Here is a 17,082-nt window from a genome sequence, read left to right on the forward strand (position 1 = left end):
GAACCGAACGGGAGCCCCCGTGATCCGCGCCCTGACCGGATTGTCCACGAGACATCCATGGAAGGTCATCACCCTCTGGATACTGCTGGGCGTCGGGCTCACCGCACTCAGCCAGCCGTTGATGTACCGCGTCACCGACAGCCAGATCGGCGGCTTCCTGCCCGGGACGTACGACTCCGCGGCCGCGCTGAAGATCGCCGAGGAGAAGTTCGGCGTCAAACCGGACGCCAACTCGGTGACCATGCTGGTGAAGCGCTCCGACGGCAAGCCGCTCGACGCCACCGACCAGCAGCACGCGCGGGCCACCGCCGCCGGGCTCGGTCGGCAGCGGGTGACGATGCCGAAGTCCGAGGACGAGCCGGACTTCCTGACCGAGGACTACTCGCAGACGCCGCGTGTGGGACCCGGAACAGCGGCACCCCGCGGCGCCTTCCTTCTCTTCCAGGTCGGGCTGTCCGGCAACTCCACCGACCCCGGCCTGCACGGTGTCTTCAGGGAGTTCCGGGACGACGCGGAACACGCGTACGCGGAGAAAGGACTGCGCACCGGCTTCACCGGCGGGCTGGCCGACACGGTCGACGGCGTCGATGCCGAGAAGACCACCGGCATGGTGGCATCGATCCTCACCGTCGGCCTGATCCTCCTGCTGAACGTCCTGGTGTTCCGCAGCCTGGCGGCGGCGCTGCTGCCACTGGTCGCGGTCGCGCTGATCGGCGGCGTGGCGGGCGGGGCCGTGGTCGGCGCGGCTCTGCTCACCGGCATCAAGCTCGACCCCTCCACACCGTCGCTGATCAGCGTCGTACTCCTCGGCATCGGCATCGACTACTTCCTCTTCCTGCTGTTCCGCTTCCGGGAGCGGCTGCGCGCGCACCCGGGGCGGAACGCCCGGGAAGTGGCGGGCGAGGTGACCGGACGCGTGGGTTCCGCCATCACCTCGGCGGCGCTCACCATCGTCGCCGCCTTCGCCACCCTCGGTCTGGCAAGCTTCGGCCAGTTCCGGGTGCTCGGCCCCGCCATCGCGGTCTCCGTCCTCGTCATGCTGCTGGCCAGTCTGACCTTCATGCCCGCCCTGCTGGCGGTCACGGGCCGCCGGATGTTCTGGCCGTCGCGCGCCCTGAAGCGCGCACCCCGCGAGGGTTCGGCCGCTCGCTTCGGCGACCTGATCGCCCGGCGTCCGGCCGCCGTGACGATGGGCGCGGTCGCGCTGCTCGCCGCCATGGCCGCCGGGACGATCGGCATCAAGATGGACTTCGGCACGGGCGGCGGGTCCGACACCCCGGCCGCCGCCACCGCCGCCGAGATCTCCCGGGCCCTGCCCGCCGGGATATCGGACCCGACCGGCGTCTACGTCACGAGCGGCAACGGCGACGCCCTCGACCGGCGGGGCGTCGACTCCCTCGTCCAGGTACTGCGCCGTACCGAGGGCGTCGGCCAGGTCGGCCGCGCCGTCTTCGACAAGACCGGCGACGCCGCCCGGATCGACCTCTACCTCGAAGCCGACCCGCAGAGCCAGCGGGCGCGTGACCTGGTCTCCGGGCCGGTGCGGGACGCGGTCGGACGGAACACGCCCGCGGGCGCCGAGGCGCATGTCGGCGGCACCGCGGCGATCTTCGCGGACGTCTCCACCGCCGTCTCCAAGGACCTGCGGCTCGTCTTCCCGGTGGCCGCCGCGCTGATCGCGGTGATCCTGCTGGTACTGCTGCGCAGCCTGCTGGCGCCCGCCGTGCTGATGGTCTCCGTCGGCCTCGGCTTCGCCGCCACCCTCGGCGCCTCGGCCCTCGTGTTCCAGCACCTGCGGGGCGAGCCCGGAGTCGGCTTCACCCTCCCCCTGGTGCTCTTCCTGTTCGTGGTCGCGCTGGGCACGGACTACAACATCCTGATGAGCGACCGGATCAGGGAGGAGATGGAACGCCCGGGTCCCGCCCGCCCCGCCGTGGCCCGCGCCGTACGGCACACGGCCCCGGCGGTGGCGACCGCCGGACTGGTGCTCGCCGGCTCCTTCGGCAGCCTCTCGGTGAACCCGGCACCGGCCACCCAGCAGATCGGCTTCGCGACGGCACTCGGCATCATCCTGTCGGCGTTCGTGCTGTCGATCGCGCTGGTCCCGGCGCTCGCCGCCCTGCTCGGCCGCGGGATGTGGTGGCCGGTACGGCCCGACCAGCGCGGTCGGCGGACGTACGAACCTTCAGCCGGGCACGGCGAGACGGTCCACCCGGCCACGCACGACCGGATCGGCACGAGCTGATCACGGGATCACTCCCAGCGCAGGGCCGCCTGATGCGAGGCGGCCCCGCGCACCGTCGTTACTGCCGCTCCCTGTCCTCCGGCGGGGTGGGCGTGAGCATCGCACTCGGGCCGGGCGTTCCAGAACGTGCCGGAGGGTGTCCGTGTCGCGGGGCCGGGCCGGGGCCCCCTCATCGTTCCACCGCAGCCGATGCCCCGGTCGGCGCCCGTGCACCAGGGCAACCGCTCCTTCGGGTCACGGCCCGTGCCGCGAGGTCCCGAGCGCCCACGCACCCCCTGCACCACCAGCGTGCGTCGACCACCGCGGCGGCGGGCCACGCCGCGGCTCCTCCGTCAGCTGAAGTCGGCCACGTGGTCGATGGCCCACCTCGCGAAGGTGCCGGCCGGCCGGCCCGTAAGGCGCTCGACGTGATCGGTGGTGCGGTTCGACTCCGGTCTGCGTACCGAGGCGGCCAGCAGCGCCTCCACCAGCCGCTCGGGGCGGCCGTCCGCGAGCATCCGTGATCGGGCGAGATCGACGGGGAGTGGCTGGAAACGCAGTCGGCGCCCGAGCGCGGTACCGAGTCGAGCGACCTGGTCGGCACGGCCGAGCACCTCGGGTCCGGTCAACAGGGAGGGATCGGGACGGACATGGTGCGGCGCGAACAGTACCGCCACCGCGGCATCGGCGACATCGCGTTCGTCGACGACGGCCGTGCGCGCCGTGTCCGGGCCCGCTATCACGTCTCCCACCCGCAACTGTCCCGCCCACCCGCGGGCGTTGGAGGCCAGTGTGTCGCAGCGCAGCACCGCAGGTGCCAGGCCGGCACCACGGAGCAGGACTTCCATGTCGGCGTGCACTTGAACGATGGGATCGCTCTGCCGGGCGGCTCCGTCGTCGATGGCTGTCGAGGACACGTAGACGACACGGGGCGCCGCTGCGACGAGTTCCGCGACCAGGTCGTGGGCGGGGGCGGATTCGAGCAGAGGCCAGATGAGCAGGACGGCGTCGACGCCCAGGAGCGCGGCGCGGAACACCGAGGGGTCTGTGAGGTCGCCTACCACCGACTCGGCCGCGGAGTGAGGGCCGGTGCGATGGCGCACGAGTCGTCGCACGTGCGCGCCATGGGTCTGGAGGCGGTCCACGACCTCGCGACCGAGATGGCCGGCCGCGCCGGTGACCAGGATCGACGGCCGGCGACGAGTGCCCGTGGGGCGGGGGTTGTCAGGCATGATCGAGACGCTAGGGGTTCAGGTCGACATGAAGGCAAGGCGTGTGTGATGCGGACGATCGGAGAAGCAGCCGCAGAACTCGGCATCGAAGCCCACGTGCTGCGGCACTGGGAAGACGTAGGGGCCCTCACCGTGCGCCGCGACGGCAACGGCCACCGTGTTTACGACGACGACGCCCTGGAGCAGGCGCGCACCGTGCTGAAACTGCGGCGCGTCGGGCTCTCGTTGCCGGAGGTCATCGCGGCCATGGCGCCGAAGAAAGAGACCGCACAGGCGGTTGTGCGGGCGAAGATCGCCGCACTCGAACGTGAGGTCGTCCGAACGAAGCAGGCCATCACCTTCCTACGGCACACCGTTGAGTGCCGACATCGGTATCTCGATGAATGCCCGGACTGTACGCGCTTCGTCCATGACGCCTGAGCGGGCCTCCTGTCGAACCGTTCGGCCCGGGAGCGGACGGCCGCCGGGTCTCAGGGGTGAGGGAAGCAAATGGCGGGCGGCGACCGGTTCGTCCCAGGAGCTACTTCCTCTTACGGGCCTGTGAGACTCCGAAGACGACGAAGCCCAGGATGGCGATGCCGAACAACACCCACAGCGGGACACCGTCGAGCCCTTTGTAAGCGAGTACGGACTGATCAGCGGTCCATCGCATGCCAACGTCCTCTTCTCGATGCCGATACCGGATTCAGGTGATGGCCACTGTCACCGGCCGCCTCATCCAACGCGGCAGACACGGCGAAGGCGCGGGACCCCACTTGCCCGCACCAAGGTGAGGATCAGTCCGCCGAGCCCGGCTTCGCGCGCTGCCTGGCATTGAAGCGTGCTTTCTTCTGACGGTTCCCGCAGGTATTCATGTCACACCATCTGCGGGTGCGGCTCTGGCTGGTGTCGAAGAAGGCGGCCTGGCAGGTCGGTGACGCGCACAAGGCCAGCTTTCCGTCTCGTTCGCCCGCGATGATGCTGATCGCGTCGGCGGCGATCACGCCGAGGGCATCCTCCACGCAGGAGGCCGAGGTGAGCCGCCATTGCCTCTCGCCCTCGGGCGTCAGCACCGCCGCGGCCCGACCCTGGGCGCTGCGCTCGTTGATGACGTGGACGGCGGTTGCGGGGAGAGCGTCCCGCAGCGCGGCCGCTGTCGCGGCGGCGTGGATCGACTCCCTCAGTTCCCGGGCGAGGTAGAGCTGGGCAGGGGTGCAGGAGTCCACCGCGAGGCCGTTCACCGTCAGCCAGTCGACGAGTCGGTGCGGCGTGGGGATGCGCTCGACAGCGTCACCGTGACGCTCCGACAGGGTCCCCGTGAAGCTGGTCGCCAGCACGCTACCGAGACGGAAGGCAGGGAACTCGGCAGGCATGGAACCACCTTAGCAGGTTGCGGCACAGCTCGGCGGGCTGCTAGAACCCTCTTAGCCGGTTCGCGCTAGACCGCAGCCGGCTCCGCGACGGCCAGGAGGTCTCATGTCCCGTTCGACCGGCGACGTACGAGCATGTGAAGCCCGCGCCACCGACGCCGACCTCGACGATCTGCGCGCGCGACTCGCCGCGGCGCGACTGCCGGAGGCCGAGACGGTCCATCGCGCCCCGCCCGGCCCTCACCGGTGGGAACAGGGCGTCCCACTCGCCGACCTCGTCGAGGTCGTGGACTACTGGCGCACCGGGTACGACTGGCGGGCGTTCGAGGATCGCCTCAATCGTGTCGGCCAGTTCCGTACCACCATCGATGGCCTGGGGATCCACTTCCTGCACCGCCGATCCGCCCGCGCGGACGCCACGCCGCTGGTCTTGACGCACGGCTGGCCAGGCAGCATCGCCGAGTTCATCGACGTGGTGGACGAGCTGGCAGATCCGCAGGACGCGGGCGCCCCGGCGTTCCACGTCGTGGTTCCGTCGCTGCCGGGCTTCGGCCACAGCGACAAGCCGGCCACCACCGGGTGGGGAACCGAGAGGATCGCCGCCGCGTGGGTGGAGCTGATGGGAAGGCTCGGCTACAGCAGGTTCGCGGCCCAGGGCGGGGACTGGGGAGGCAATATCACCACGGTTCTCGGCGGCAGGTTCCCGGAGCACGTTCTCGGTATCCACACCACGTTCGCGGAGGGACCGCCCGGGCTGACGACGGACGGACTGACGGCGGTCGAGCGCAAGTGGGCCGAGGAAACCCGTCATTTCTGGCGGCACCGTGCGGCGTACGCCAAACAGCAGGCGACCCGGCCCCAGACCATCGGCTACTCGCTCGTGGACTCGCCGGTCGGGCTTCTCGCCTGGATCCTCGACAAGTTCGCCGAGTGGTCGGACACCGAGGACAGTCCGTTCGAGACGATGTCCAGGGACCGGATCCTCGACAACGTCACCCTGTACTGGCTGACGCGGACCGGCGCATCCGCGGCCCGCATCTACTACGAGAGCCACAACTCGCTCGACCCGGACCTGCGGGTCGACGTCCCGTCGGCGATCAGTATGTATCCCCGCGACATCGAGAAGTGTCCGCGTCCCTGGGCACAGGAGCGGTACCGGCGGATCGTCCGGTGGAGGACCCCCGAATCCGGGGGCCACTTCCCGTCGCTGGAGGTTCCCGAATACTTCGTCAAAGACGTACGAGAGGGCCTCGCGGCAGTGCTGGCCGTCGCTCGGTGAACGCGGCTGGGTGCCGGCCCTCGATCACCGCCCGAGCCGCCGACGGCAACCCACCGGCGTCGACCCGCGCTCTCCCGGCCCCGGTGATCGCGGTAGCCGCCGGGCGCGGCTGGTCGCTTCGGCGCACCGTCTCGCGCTCGCACCCTGTCGGCTCGTCCGACGCATGCGGACGCCTTGTCACTGCCGGGCACCAGCTCTACTCTTCAGTAGCTGACTGACGAGTAAGAACTCAGTCCTTTTATTGGCATGCGCACGACAGAAGAGAGCAGGCCACTCCCCCACCCGGCAGGCGCGTCCCACTCACCGAACCCGCCCGCCCGCCCGGCGGCGAGCGTTCCGCCCGGACACCGGCACGCTCATCCGACCGCCCCACGACGTACGAGGAGCACACCGTGAGCCGTAGGAAACCCCGTTCCCGTACCACCTCCCTGCCCATGCCCTCGGCGCGGCCGGTTGCCCGTCGCGCGGGCCCGGCCGGTCTGCGCCTGCTCGCCGGCGCAGTCGCGAGCACCGTCTGCGTGTGCCTGGCGACGGCCCCGGCCGCGGACGCCGCGGAAGCCGTCGTCTCCCGCGGGGTCACCATTCCCGCCTTCTACGACCCGCCGGCCCAACTGCCCGCGGCGAACGGCGCGTTGATCCGTACCGAGCCGATGTCCCTCGGACTGGGCATCCCCGGCCTCGACGGCCGCCCGATGCCGGGCACCGCGACCCGCCTGATGTACAGGTCCACCGACTCCTCCGGGCAGCCCGTCGCCGTGACCGGCACCTACATCGAACCGTCGGCCTCCTGGAGGAAGCCCGGGCCGCGCCCGCTGGTCGCGGTGGCGTCCGGCACCATGGGCCAAGGCGACCAGTGCGCGCCCTCGTTCGCCCTGGAGCATCCGCTCACCCTCACCGGCGACACCCTCTCCGTCGGCTACGAGGACCTCGCCGTCTACCGGATCCTGGCCACCGGGGCGGCGGTCGTCGTCACCGACTACGTCGGCCTCGGAACCACCGACCGCCTGCACACCTACGTCAACCGCCTCGACGAGGGACACGCCTTGCTGGACGCGGCCCGCGCCGCCCGCACCGTACCCGGCGCCTCCGTCACCCCGGCCTCCCCCACCGGCCTGTACGGCTACAGCCAGGGCGGCGGCGCGAGCGCGGCGGCCGCCGAACTCCAGCCCTCCTACGCCCCCGACGTCCCGCTCGCCGGCACCTACGCCGGCGCGCCTCCCGCCGACCTCACCGTGACCATGAAGGGCATCGACGGCAGCGCCCTGGCCGGCGCCCTGGCGTGGTCGATCAACGGCTTCGCCCAGGCCGACCCCGATCTGCGCGCGGTCGTGGAGGCGAACATCAGCGCCACCGGCAAGGAGGCCCTGAAAGACGCGTCGACCATGTGCGTCGGCGACGCGATCTTCGGCTACGGCTTCACCAAGAGCACCAAGTGGACGAAGAACGGCACGTCCATCGCGGACGTCATCGCCGCCGATCCCCGCGCCCAGGCCGCCCTGGACAGGCAGCGCATCGGCAGACTCAAGCCCGCCGGTCCGGTACGGGTGGCCACCGGCACCCAGGACGACATCGTGCCGCACTCCCAGGCCCGGCAGCTGGCCGCGGACTGGTGCGGCAAGGGCGGCGACGTCACCTACGAGCCGGTCGTGCTGCCGAACCTCGGCGACAAGATCCTCACGAACCACCTCGTACCGCTCATCACCGACCAGGGCGACGCCGTCTCCTGGCTGACCGACCGCCTCGCCGGCAGACCCGCCGCGTCCAACTGCTGGACCCTGCCGCTCCAGCCCTGATCCGCGGCCACGCGACACCGCCGAGGGCAACCGCCCGACGGCACCGGACGAGACCGCAACGCGAACACCCCGCCACCGGAGAACCGGTGGCGGGGTGCCGAGTGGAGCGCTGGGCAGGCCTTGCACCTGCATTTCCCCGCAGGAAGCGGGGCGTCTTTCCTTGGACCACCAACGCATCGCGTCCGGGCCGGTGTTCCGGCCGTTCGCTGTGTGATGATCATAGCGCACTCCGACCCGACCGGCCGACACGACGCCGACCGCCACGCCGAGATGACCCCGGCAGCGCCCACTGACCACCGACCACCGACCTGCCCGACGCCGTCGTCACGGCCAAAGGTCATCATGTCCGACGGCGTCGTCTTCCTGACCGGTCCCAAGTACGGCGCGGCCGAAGCCCGCGACACCAGGAGCGGCGATCTCGAATGGACGTACCGTACCGGCGACACGGAGGGCGGGGCGTACCCCGCAGCGGTCGCGGACGGCACGGTCTACATCGTCACTTCACACAACGCGGTCCACGCCGCGACCGCCACGACCGGCAAACGCCGCCGGGCCGAATCCGCCGCGGAGGACGGAGGCGCGTTCGCCGCGTTGACCGTGACCGGCAACGGGCCCGCGTGTTGGGGCCACATCGAGGGACCTGACCAATCAGGACGGCGTCTTCCGGACTGCTGGTGCGTGCGCCGGAGGCATCGGCGACCACCTGGCTGGGACGCGACCTGGACGTGCTCGGGCCGGCCCGGAACAAGACCGGCGAGGGCCGCACCGCGCGGGATCTCCCAAAGGACCGCCTGACGGCCTGTGCGAGACTCGCCGCATGGATCTGGGGCGTGAGTCGCGGTGGGAGAAGGACGCGATGACGGTGGAGATCATGTTCGCCCTGGTGACGGCCGCGGCCCTGGCCGCGATCGTGTTCGGCGTGCTGTTGGTCCCCGCACTGATCGTGGGCGTCTCCACACCTGCGGGGAAAGCCCTGCTCGTGGTGGGGGTCGTGCTGGCCGCCTTCGCCGCGGTGTGGCGTGTGGCGCGAGTGCTGCTCCGCTTCGATGCGTCCCGGCGTCAGGGGCGTTGACCCCGAGACGACCTGCCTCGCACCCGAAGGCTACTCGCCGTGTGCCGACACCCAGGGCCAGGCAGGCGGGGCGGCCTGGCCCAGGGGGCTGAACTGCGTGGGCAAGCGGGGGTGGAGTCAGGACGGAGGAGCGGGCAGTGGCATCGCGTTCAGCGCTCGGGCTGCGTGGACGAGGTTGGAGGCCATGGCCCGGCCCGTCGATGCCGCCCAGTCGTGGCCGCGGTCGTCGTCCAGGTAGTCCGGGCCGGGTCCGGGGCCGAGATGCCAGTACGTCCAGGACTGCCCTGGGATCGTGAAGCCGATGTCGCCGAGCGCGCCGTTGATCTCGCTGATGACGTGGTGAGCGCCGTCCTCGTTGCCGGTGACGAGGACACCGGCCACGCGGTTGTAGGCGACGGGGCGCTGTTCGTCGTCCGTCTCGCTGAGCATGGCGTCCAGGCGTTCCAGGACTCGCTGGGCGATGGAGGATGGGCGGCCGAGCCAGGTCGGTGAGGCCATGATCAGGATCTGCGATGACAGCACCTTCTCGTGCACCGCCGGCCAGTCGTCCCCCTCCCCCATGTCGGTGGCGACTCCGGGTTTGATGTTCAGGTCCACGGCCCGGACGACGTCCACCTCCACTCCGTGCCCCTGCAGAGCGGTGATGACGGTGCCGGCCAGGGCCTCTGTGTTCGAGGGCTGCGGAGACGGCTTGAGGGTGCAGTTGATGACGAGAGCACGCATGAAGCCTTCTGTTTCCCCGACGGCGGTACCCGAACGACAGAGCACCGATCGGGTTCCCCCGGACGGTGCCGGATCTCGTGCAGAAGGAGGCACGAGCCGGCAGTTCCTCGGCTGGCTCCTGGGCGTCGTCGCGGGAGGGCTGTGCGGCAGGATCCCCCGCTCCCCGTTCCCGCTTCAGAGTGATCGCCGGGCATGACGCGACAGGTTCCCGGGGCGCGGGGACCACTCCGTTCGCGGCGCAGCCCCGCAAAAGCAGCAGGAGGCTGCGAGTGGCCTTCGTGTCGCCCCTCGCCGCGAGAACTCGCATGTCAGACGGCCCTTGAGATTGCCGGGCTGATCTTCGGGCACCCAGCTCGCTGTACTACGCAAACGACGGCGACAGAGGAGATCTCCCATGCTCATGGCACACCCGGCGGTGCTCAGGAATCTGGTCGAGCAGTACGACACGCTGCGCATCCTGCACGCGGAAGAGGGCAGCGACGACGTCCGCCAGCGCATGAACGACGTCGCCTACACACTGTGCGTGTCGACCGGCACCCGTGACATCGATACGGCTGTCATCGCCGCCCGTCACCAGCTGCCCGGCGCCCGCCCCGAAGACGACTCCATGCTCAGCGCCTGAATCTCTCTCCCCCTCCAGCAGTCCGCACCTCAGCGTTCGGGCGCGCTGCTCTTGCGGATGCGGTATCGCCTACTTCGAACTCGACACCAGCAAGGTGGAGCCCGCGCCCACCGGCCCCGGCACGGTGGTGGCAGCCGAAGCGCAGCTCGTCACAGAAGCCGGGGAGTGTCCCGGTGAGGATCTGGTCTTCACGCAGGCGGGTTCCCTGTCGTGGTTGGAAGTCTGTGCGTGGAGCGACGACACCGAAGTGACGCTGATCGCCGCGTGACATTGGCTGCGGACACGCTCCTGTCCCCATGCCTGACCCCATGTAATGACATCAACGTATTTTCGGCTCATCGCCCGGTAGCGCCCACGAGGGAAGCACCAGGATGGCCGGGCCCACGGTGTGACGCCTACCCCGAACAAGGAGTACTCGTGATCGCGAATGGTCGACGCAGGGTCAGCGCAGCAGGCGCATGCGCTGTTCTGGCCGCCTCCTTACTCGCACTGCTGGCCCCCCGGGCTCACGCGGACACCCTGTCCCACTGCTCTACCGGCAGGACCCTCGGCGTGATCCCCGGCACGCCCGCCAACATGTTCAGCACCCCGCCCGGCGATTGCCCGGGCTACGCCGACAACGGAGCTCCGTACGTCATCAGAGTCGATCAGCTGTGGGTCCTGTGGACCGACGTGACGGGGAGGCCTGTCAACACGATCTACCGCAACGTGACAGCCACCTGCGGTGCCGTCAGCGGAGACAGTGCGCGTGGTCTGGGGGCTACGAACTGCAGGTACACCTACTCGACCTGATCACCAGCGCCGGAACCGGTGCCGCTCCGGCCCATGAAGCGGCGAAGGCCATGGGGACGCCGGTTTCAGGTGAGGGCGGCGACCAGCAGGGTGAAGGCGGCGATGATGACGGCGACGCGGATGTAGTGGTAGCGGCCCCAGCGGTGCAGTTGCCGCTTCCAGTCGGCGGGCCGGTTGTCGGAGGTCCAGGTCTTGTTCCGGTTGTTGATCGGGACGAGCAGCAGCATCGACATGACCACACTGACGATCAGCAGGCCGGCGGCGGTGACGACGAGTCCGGCGCCCTGGTGACGCCATCCGGCGACGGCCCAGATCGCGCTGAGGACGAGCGAGCCGATGTACCAGAACGGCATCAGGGCGCCGAGCATCCGGCCGCCGTGGGCATGGCCGAGCTGGCCGCTGTCCTCGGGAAGCGCGTCCAGGATCCGGTTCATGATGAAGGCGACGGAGAACTCCACCCCCACCATCAGGCCGACGACGACGGTGGTGACGACTTCGAGTATGTCGAGCATGACGATCCCCCGCTGCTAGCATCGCTAGATGACCGGGCAACGCTAGTGCTGCTACTGCTCGCTTGTCTAGCAATGCTAGAATTCATTCATGTCGGTAAAGGAACGCAAGGAGCGCGAACGGGCCGCCCGTGAACGCCTCATCGTCGCGGCGGCCCGCGAACTCGCCGAGCGGCAGGGATGGGACGCGGTCACCACCCGCCGGCTCGCCGAGCGCATCGAGTACAGCCAGCCCGTCCTCTACAGCCACTTCCGTGGCAAGCGCGAGATCATCGGCGCCGTCGCCCTGGAAGGCGCCACCGAGCTGGCCGCGGCGGTGCGAGCGGCGACCGCCGGCGTCGACGGCTCACGCGCGCGGGTCGCCGCCCTGGCCCGGGCCTACCTCGACTTCGCCGAGCGGAACCCGGCGGTCTACGACGCCATCTTCCAGCTCGACGGCGGCCTGGCGTACGCGCAGGAGGACACCCCGGAGCCGCTGAAGGACGCCTTCGCCGCGCTGATGGAGACCCTGAGCGAGGTCGCCGGGAACGGCATCGAACCGGGCCTGTTCACCGAAGTGTTCTGGGCGTCCCTGCACGGCCTCGCCACCCTGACCCGCGCGCACCGCCTGCTGCCCGAGTACGCCGAGTCGAGGCTGGAACTGCTCGTGGACCGGCTCGCCGTGGTCTGACACACCGATGCGGCGGGGCCGATCCGCGTCCAGGAGATGCGTCGGCCCTGCGCGCTCTCGACACCGGCCGGCCGGATCGCGGACCGGAGGGCAGTGGCATCGCCCGCAGGGGCGCCCGTGGGGCCACGGCCGGCTGCCTCAAGTGATCGCGGCCAGGCCGCCGCACCAGCCCGACCGGGGCAGACGCCACCAGGCGACAGCCCTCCGCGGCCACGGCCGGCGACGAAGCGGCAGCGAACCTCCGTGCGCGGAGTTCCCCGACAACTCCGTGGTCTCCAAGCGCATCAACTGACCAGCGGGGCCGCGGTCTCCTCGCCGAAGTGCCGAAGCGGCGCGGCAACGCCCGCTTCGGCACTCTTCCACCGCCTTTCGACGCCGGCGGTCCAAGTCAGGGCCGGACGAGCCGTCGTAGGGACAGGCGCGCCAAGGGAGCGTAAGCCAGCAGCACGGGCAGCGAACCGCGCATCGTCAGCCGTGTGACGCTACCGCCCGGGGTCGCCCGCACATCGTGGTGCAGCATGAGCCGGGCCGGTCCGCAGCGGACGCGCCACGTCCAGGTGCGGCGGTGGGAATCGACGCCGTCGACGACGAAGTCGGCCCGGAGCCCCGCGAACGATGTGACGGTGCCGGTCAGCCCGGGGGCCAGAGTCCGGCTGCTGGTGTGCACGGTCTTGATCTGGGGTGACCAGCGTGCCCACTGGCCGATGTCCGCGTACCGGTGCCACACCGTCTCGGGCGGGGCCGGTCCCGTGGCGCGCAGGGTCAGCCAGCCCATGGACCACCTGGCCGGCATCGTGCGGAGCGGGCGGTACGTGCCCTGCCCATCCGTGCTCGTCGCGGAGGTACACGGCGTGGACCTTGGCCGGCCGGAGTCCCGGCAGGACGGCGAGCGGTGCTTTCGATCGGTCGCGACTTGCCCATGATCACTTTCCCTGGTCACATCGGTGCGGCAATGCTTCGGCTCCCACCACGATCGACGCTGCCCTCGCCCACCGCATCTCGCCGGATCACCGGCACGGGTCACTCCGACAGCAACTCGCGCACGGCCTGCTCCAACTCCGCGGGGGTCACCGCCCCGACCGCCCGTACGATCCCCCGCGCGTCGACCAGCACGTTCGTGGGGACTCCGGTGATGCCGAGCGCGGCGGCGTAGTCGCCGGTCTCGTCCAGCAGGATCGGTCCCGCGACGTTCCACACGTCGGCGAAGGCGAGCGCCTCGGCGCGCGCGTGGCGTGTCTCCCACACGTTGACATGGATGAAGTCCAGCCCGGACCGGGCGGTACGCAGGCGCAGTTCCTCGATGACCGGCGCCTCCGCGTTGCAGGGGCCTCACCAGCTCGCGAAGAAGTTGATCAAGTATCTCTTCTCCGCCCATTCCCTCGTCGTACGCACCTCGCCGGTGCGGGCGTCCGGTAGGGCGAACTCGGGGATCCTCCTGCCCACGGCTGCGTGGGTGGGCGGCCGCTCGGGACCGGGCAGCCACGGCCTGTCCACCACGGTCAGCGTGCCGCTGCCGGCGTTCGAGACCAGCAGCCGCCCCGAGACAGCGTCGATCTGACAGTCGCCGGGACCGTTGCCGACGGTGATGCGGTGCGTCTCCGTCCCACCGACGGCATCGACCACGCTGACGGTTCCCGCGCCCCGGTTGCAGACGTAGAGCCGGCTTCCGTCCGGTGCCACGCACATGCCCACGGGAGCGCGCTCCACCGGGACCTCGTCCAGTGGGCGTCCCGTCGCCAGGGACAGCCGCAGCACCGTGCCGTGCAGGGAACCGGCCACGTAGAGCTGGTCGGCCACGGGGTTGGCGACGACCTTGCACGGTCCTTCGCCGACGGCGATCCGCTCCAGCGGGCGCAGGGTCTCCGTGTCGAACACGGTCAGTGAGCCGGACATGAAGTTCGCGCAGTATCCGCGGCCCCGTCCACCGTCCACCGCGATGCTTCCCGCCCCGAGCTCGGCGGGAACGGTGCCGATCACCTCCAGGCGATCGGCGTCGATGACCGTGATCGTGCCGGCCGCGGTGTTGCCGCAGAAGACGCGCCGGCGCGCCGGGTCGTGCCCCAGCCCCGCCGGGTAGGCGTCCTTCCCGACGGGGAGCTGTGCGACACGTACGGCGGTGTCGGCGTCGAGGACGGTGACGGTGTCGGAGCGGGCGTCGGCCGTGAACAGCCGCCTGCTCGGCAGATCCAGGACGACGGGGATCGGCTCTCTTCCCACATCGGCCCGCCACACCGGAACGCAGCGGTCGAGGTCCACGGCGACGACCGCGTTGTCGCGGGAGCACGCCACGTAGGCGCGGCGAGCCGCGGTGTCCACGGCCACGGCCTCCGGACCCGCGCCGAGCCGTGGCTCCGCCACCACCTTGTGCACCCACTCGACCCGACAGGCCGGGCCGCTCGGCCGAGGAGGCAGGTTGCCAGTCATGGCCCCTGTGTTTACGGAAGACAGCGAGATGAAACGCCCGGGCCCGTTCCTTGAGGCCATCAGTGGTGGGTGCGCGGTCATCCTCCGAAGCGACCGAAATGCACCGGTTCGAGATCTCGGCCGGTTCGTTGAACCTCACGACACGCCGTCGGAATGACAGCCCGCGGCCGCGGCGCCCGTACGCAAAGGAGAGCCCCATGACCAATGTGACCACCGCGGCCACGGCCTACTGGGAGCCGCTCTGGGCCCAGGGCCGCCGCTACCGGCGGCTCGACGGCACCGAGAACCGGCTGCTGGAGGACCACCTCGGCCCCGGCCGCGACCGCCCGGCCCTCGACATCGGCTGCGGCGACGGCTCTCTTGCCCGGCGCCTCACCGCACTCGGCCACCGCACGACCGGCATCGACTGCTCCCCCAGCGCCGTCGCACTCGCCGCCGCCCAGGACAGCGGGCCGGGCCCCAGACCCGTCTGGCGGTGCATGGACATCACCACCGACGACCTCGGCACCCTGCCGGAGCCGGCGTACGCGGTCATCACCTGCCGCCTGGTCTACCGGTGGATCGACGACAAGGCAGCCTTCCTCGACCGCGTCCGTCGCCTCCTCGCCCCGGGCGGGACCTTCTGGGTGGTCACCGAGATCGCCGGGCGCCGCGCCGCCACCGACCCCTTGCGGGACCTCGGCATCACCCCTGCCCAGGCCGAGAGCCTCACCGCGGGCTGGTCCGCGGTCCGCATCGCCGACCTCGACGTCCTGCGCTGCTACGCCCTGCGCCCCTAATGCCCGCCCGATCTGATGGAGGACCCGGTGACCACCGAGAAGGACACCGCCGAGACCTGGAACACCTACGGCAACCACCAGCTGGCCAGGGGGCTCCGGCTGCCCGAGCTGGACCGGTGGGACTGGGGCGTCCCGGACACAGGCCCCGGCGTCGAAGCCCTCGGCGACGTGCGCGGGCTGCGCGTGCTCGACCTCGGCAGCGGCCTCGGCCGGCACGCCGCCCACCTCGCCGCCCAGGGCGCCTCCGTCACCGCGGTGGACGCCTCCCCCGCCCAGCACCGGCGCGCCGTGGCCCGCTACCCGGACACTCCGGGCCTGCACCTGGTATGTGCCGACGCCGTGACCCACCTGCGCGAGGCCGACCCGTACGACCTGATCTACTCCGTCCTCTCCATGCCGTATCTGGACCCCGGCCGGCTGCTACCTGTCCTGGCCAACGGCCTCAAGCCGGGCGGACGCCTGGTCTTCTCCGCGCTGCACACCAACTCGGGCGGCACCGGACCGTCGGCGAAGGTGTCACCACGGCCAGAGATCCTGCGGCTACCCGGCACCACCGAAGACCACCGCGTGCACATGTGGGTCCTCACCCCGCGGCTGTGGGAAGGCCTCCTGGTCCAGCACGGCCTCATCATGGAGGCGGTCACCGCGATCGACTCCCCGAAGCCCGACAACCGCGTCTCCTACCGGCTGTACGCCGCCCGTCGCCCGCGGCGCGTACCGAGCCGTCCCCGTACCAGTGCACCTCCGTCGCCGCACGCCGCGGTGGGAGTGGGCGTGATCGTGCACGGCCCAGGCGGAGTCCTGCTCGGCCGACACCGACGCCGCACGTGGGAACTCGCCGGCGGAACCGTTGAGCCGGGCGAGACCTTCGCCGAGGCCGCCGTTCGCGAGCTCCGTGAGGAAGCGGGCCTCGTAGCCGAGCCCGGCGACGTACGAGTGCTGGGCACGCTCCTGGACCGGGTGGGCGACGTCGTCCGGGTGACGCTGCCCGTCGTCGTCACCCGGTGGTCCGGCTTCCCTCAGCAACGCGAAGACGCCATCGGCGCCTGGCGGTTCTGGCCCTTGGACGCGCTGCCCGGACCACTGTTCGTACCGAGCGCCCAATGCCTGACCGCCTGGAACCCGGACCTGCCGCTCGACCACCCGTCCGCCGACTTCCATGCCTACCACTCATCCGACCGTGCCTGACCCGGCGACCGCGTTCGGCAGGAGGCCACCACCGCGACCCCACTGTCTCCTCCTGTTTCGCGGTGCTGAACCCTCCGACGCGACTGTGCGCGAGGACCGGTGGTTCGGGCTCCACTGGAAGACCCGCACCCTGACGGCATGGGCGGACGGGCGCCCGTTCCTCTGGGTCGACGACGAGATCACCGATGCCGATCAGGACTGGGTGAACACCCACCACCCGGCCCCGGTCCTCCTCCACCGCATCGTGTCGTCCCGCGGCCTCACCCCCGCGGACGTCGCGGTCCTCGATCAACGGCTGCGGGCCACCCGAGGGCTTCCCGGGCTTTCCTCGGTGATCCGTCCCGTCCGGCCGGCGCCTGATCGGCGTCGGCCGCGCGACTGCCAGGGAAGCGGTCACCGGCCGCCCGGGGCACCCGGATCCAGTGG

The 17,082-nt window shown here is 70.8% G+C and carries 16 protein-coding genes and 2 pseudogenes; 11 read left to right on the forward strand and 7 right to left on the reverse strand.

Going from position 1 to position 17,082, the window contains the following annotated elements; translation table 11 throughout:
* The first annotated feature begins 19 nt into the window (after nt 1–19).
* Entirely contained in the window at nt 20–2,245 is a 2,226-nt protein-coding gene (locus ACZ4K2_RS03375; protein WP_467469975.1) for an MMPL family transporter, read from the forward strand.
* 332 nt (nt 2,246–2,577) lie between these two features.
* On the opposite strand, the gene ACZ4K2_RS03380 is transcribed toward ACZ4K2_RS03375, so the two are convergent.
* The gene (locus ACZ4K2_RS03380) at nt 2,578–3,456 is read right to left on the reverse strand and encodes an NAD(P)H-binding protein (RefSeq protein WP_467469976.1); all 879 of its coding nucleotides are present in this window, start codon (nt 3,454–3,456) and stop codon (nt 2,578–2,580) included.
* A 48-nt stretch (nt 3,457–3,504) separates the two neighbouring features.
* Between ACZ4K2_RS03380 and ACZ4K2_RS03385 the strand changes: the two genes are divergently transcribed.
* On the forward strand, nt 3,505–3,876 hold the full coding sequence (locus ACZ4K2_RS03385) for a MerR family transcriptional regulator (RefSeq protein WP_467469978.1): 372 nt from the start codon (nt 3,505–3,507) through the stop codon (nt 3,874–3,876).
* Nucleotides 3,877–4,232: 356 nt separating this feature from the next.
* On the opposite strand, the gene ACZ4K2_RS03390 is transcribed toward ACZ4K2_RS03385, so the two are convergent.
* Nucleotides 4,233–4,808, reverse strand: a complete 576-nt coding sequence (locus ACZ4K2_RS03390) for a CGNR zinc finger domain-containing protein (protein WP_467469980.1) — start codon at nt 4,806–4,808, stop codon at nt 4,233–4,235.
* A gap of 103 nt (nt 4,809–4,911) precedes the next feature.
* Between ACZ4K2_RS03390 and ACZ4K2_RS03395 the strand changes: the two genes are divergently transcribed.
* The 3 genes from ACZ4K2_RS03395 to ACZ4K2_RS03405 all read left to right on the forward strand — a co-directional run bounded on the left by ACZ4K2_RS03395 (nt 4,912) and on the right by ACZ4K2_RS03405 (nt 8,949).
* Entirely contained in the window at nt 4,912–6,084 is a 1,173-nt protein-coding gene (locus ACZ4K2_RS03395) for an epoxide hydrolase family protein (RefSeq protein WP_467469982.1), read from the forward strand.
* A 434-nt stretch (nt 6,085–6,518) separates the two neighbouring features.
* Complete coding sequence (locus ACZ4K2_RS03400; protein WP_467470470.1) at nt 6,519–7,877, forward strand: lipase family protein; 1,359 nt, start codon at nt 6,519–6,521, stop codon at nt 7,875–7,877.
* Between the two features lie 817 nt (nt 7,878–8,694).
* A complete protein-coding gene (locus tag ACZ4K2_RS03405) occupies nt 8,695–8,949 on the forward strand; it encodes a DUF6332 family protein (protein WP_467469984.1) in 255 nt (84 codons plus the stop codon).
* Between the two features lie 117 nt (nt 8,950–9,066).
* Here ACZ4K2_RS03405 and ACZ4K2_RS03410 read toward each other — a convergent pair whose 3' ends face one another.
* A complete protein-coding gene (locus ACZ4K2_RS03410) occupies nt 9,067–9,672 on the reverse strand; it encodes a flavodoxin family protein (RefSeq protein WP_467469986.1) in 606 nt (201 codons plus the stop codon).
* Nucleotides 9,673–10,066: 394 nt separating this feature from the next.
* Here ACZ4K2_RS03410 and ACZ4K2_RS03415 point away from each other — a divergent pair, with 394 nt between their 5' ends.
* Nucleotides 10,067–10,294: a DUF5133 domain-containing protein gene (locus ACZ4K2_RS03415; protein WP_467469990.1), complete on the forward strand. Its 228-nt coding sequence runs from the start codon at nt 10,067–10,069 to the stop codon at nt 10,292–10,294.
* A gap of 94 nt (nt 10,295–10,388) precedes the next feature.
* Nucleotides 10,389–10,562, forward strand: coding sequence for a hypothetical protein (locus ACZ4K2_RS03420; protein WP_467469992.1), 174 nt, complete (start codon nt 10,389–10,391; stop codon nt 10,560–10,562).
* Nucleotides 10,563–11,151: 589 nt separating this feature from the next.
* Here ACZ4K2_RS03420 and ACZ4K2_RS03425 read toward each other — a convergent pair.
* A complete protein-coding gene (locus ACZ4K2_RS03425; protein WP_467469994.1) occupies nt 11,152–11,598 on the reverse strand; it encodes an anthrone oxygenase family protein in 447 nt (148 codons plus the stop codon).
* 88 nt (nt 11,599–11,686) lie between these two features.
* Here ACZ4K2_RS03425 and ACZ4K2_RS03430 point away from each other — a divergent pair, with 88 nt between their 5' ends.
* The gene (locus tag ACZ4K2_RS03430) at nt 11,687–12,265 is read left to right on the forward strand and encodes a TetR/AcrR family transcriptional regulator (RefSeq protein ID WP_467469996.1); all 579 of its coding nucleotides are present in this window, start codon (nt 11,687–11,689) and stop codon (nt 12,263–12,265) included.
* 388 nt (nt 12,266–12,653) lie between these two features.
* On the opposite strand, the gene ACZ4K2_RS03435 is transcribed toward ACZ4K2_RS03430, so the two are convergent.
* From ACZ4K2_RS03435 to ACZ4K2_RS03445, 3 genes and pseudogenes are all read right to left on the reverse strand, one after another.
* On the reverse strand, nt 12,654–13,040 hold the full coding sequence (locus ACZ4K2_RS03435) for an SRPBCC family protein (RefSeq protein WP_467469998.1): 387 nt from the start codon (nt 13,038–13,040) through the stop codon (nt 12,654–12,656).
* Nucleotides 13,041–13,285: 245 nt separating this feature from the next.
* Nucleotides 13,286–13,582, reverse strand: a pseudogene (locus ACZ4K2_RS03440) (TlpA family protein disulfide reductase); the annotation flags it as partial.
* A 12-nt stretch (nt 13,583–13,594) separates the two neighbouring features.
* Nucleotides 13,595–14,689, reverse strand: coding sequence for a YVTN family beta-propeller repeat protein (locus ACZ4K2_RS03445; RefSeq protein ID WP_467470001.1), 1,095 nt, complete (start codon nt 14,687–14,689; stop codon nt 13,595–13,597).
* Between the two features lie 197 nt (nt 14,690–14,886).
* Between ACZ4K2_RS03445 and ACZ4K2_RS03450 the strand changes: the two genes are divergently transcribed.
* The 3 genes and pseudogenes from ACZ4K2_RS03450 to ACZ4K2_RS03460 form a co-directional block, all read left to right on the forward strand.
* On the forward strand, nt 14,887–15,468 hold the full coding sequence (locus tag ACZ4K2_RS03450; RefSeq protein ID WP_467470003.1) for a class I SAM-dependent methyltransferase: 582 nt from the start codon (nt 14,887–14,889) through the stop codon (nt 15,466–15,468).
* A gap of 27 nt (nt 15,469–15,495) precedes the next feature.
* Nucleotides 15,496–16,656 carry a bifunctional class I SAM-dependent methyltransferase/NUDIX hydrolase gene (locus ACZ4K2_RS03455; RefSeq protein ID WP_467470005.1) on the forward strand — a complete coding sequence of 387 codons (1,161 nt, stop codon included), beginning with the start codon at nt 15,496–15,498 and terminating at the stop codon, nt 16,654–16,656.
* Between the two features lie 106 nt (nt 16,657–16,762).
* Nucleotides 16,763–16,960, forward strand: a pseudogene (locus ACZ4K2_RS03460) (HAD domain-containing protein); the annotation flags it as partial.
* Nucleotides 16,961–17,082 lie beyond the last annotated feature (122 nt).

It is taken from the genome of Streptomyces sp. NPDC025833 (assembly GCF_055558055.1).

Excerpts from the sequence above, each read along its gene's own strand:
- ACZ4K2_RS03380 (WP_467469976.1), bottom strand. The coding sequence starts at position 3,456 with ATGCCTGACAACCCCCGCCCCACGGGCACTCGTCGCCGGCCGTCGATC.
- ACZ4K2_RS03385 (WP_467469978.1), top strand. The coding sequence starts at position 3,505 with ATGCGGACGATCGGAGAAGCAGCCGCAGAACTCGGCATCGAAGCCCAC.
- ACZ4K2_RS03390 (WP_467469980.1), bottom strand. The coding sequence starts at position 4,808 with ATGCCTGCCGAGTTCCCTGCCTTCCGTCTCGGTAGCGTGCTGGCGACC.
- ACZ4K2_RS03395 (WP_467469982.1), top strand. The coding sequence starts at position 4,912 with ATGTCCCGTTCGACCGGCGACGTACGAGCATGTGAAGCCCGCGCCACC.
- ACZ4K2_RS03400 (WP_467470470.1), top strand. The coding sequence starts at position 6,519 with ATGCCCTCGGCGCGGCCGGTTGCCCGTCGCGCGGGCCCGGCCGGTCTG.
- ACZ4K2_RS03405 (WP_467469984.1), top strand. The coding sequence starts at position 8,695 with ATGGATCTGGGGCGTGAGTCGCGGTGGGAGAAGGACGCGATGACGGTG.
- ACZ4K2_RS03410 (WP_467469986.1), bottom strand. The coding sequence starts at position 9,672 with ATGCGTGCTCTCGTCATCAACTGCACCCTCAAGCCGTCTCCGCAGCCC.
- ACZ4K2_RS03415 (WP_467469990.1), top strand. The coding sequence starts at position 10,067 with ATGCTCATGGCACACCCGGCGGTGCTCAGGAATCTGGTCGAGCAGTAC.
- ACZ4K2_RS03425 (WP_467469994.1), bottom strand. The coding sequence starts at position 11,598 with ATGCTCGACATACTCGAAGTCGTCACCACCGTCGTCGTCGGCCTGATG.
- ACZ4K2_RS03430 (WP_467469996.1), top strand. The coding sequence starts at position 11,687 with ATGTCGGTAAAGGAACGCAAGGAGCGCGAACGGGCCGCCCGTGAACGC.
- ACZ4K2_RS03435 (WP_467469998.1), bottom strand. The coding sequence starts at position 13,040 with ATGGGCTGGCTGACCCTGCGCGCCACGGGACCGGCCCCGCCCGAGACG.
- ACZ4K2_RS03445 (WP_467470001.1), bottom strand. The coding sequence starts at position 14,689 with ATGACTGGCAACCTGCCTCCTCGGCCGAGCGGCCCGGCCTGTCGGGTC.
- ACZ4K2_RS03450 (WP_467470003.1), top strand. The coding sequence starts at position 14,887 with ATGACCAATGTGACCACCGCGGCCACGGCCTACTGGGAGCCGCTCTGG.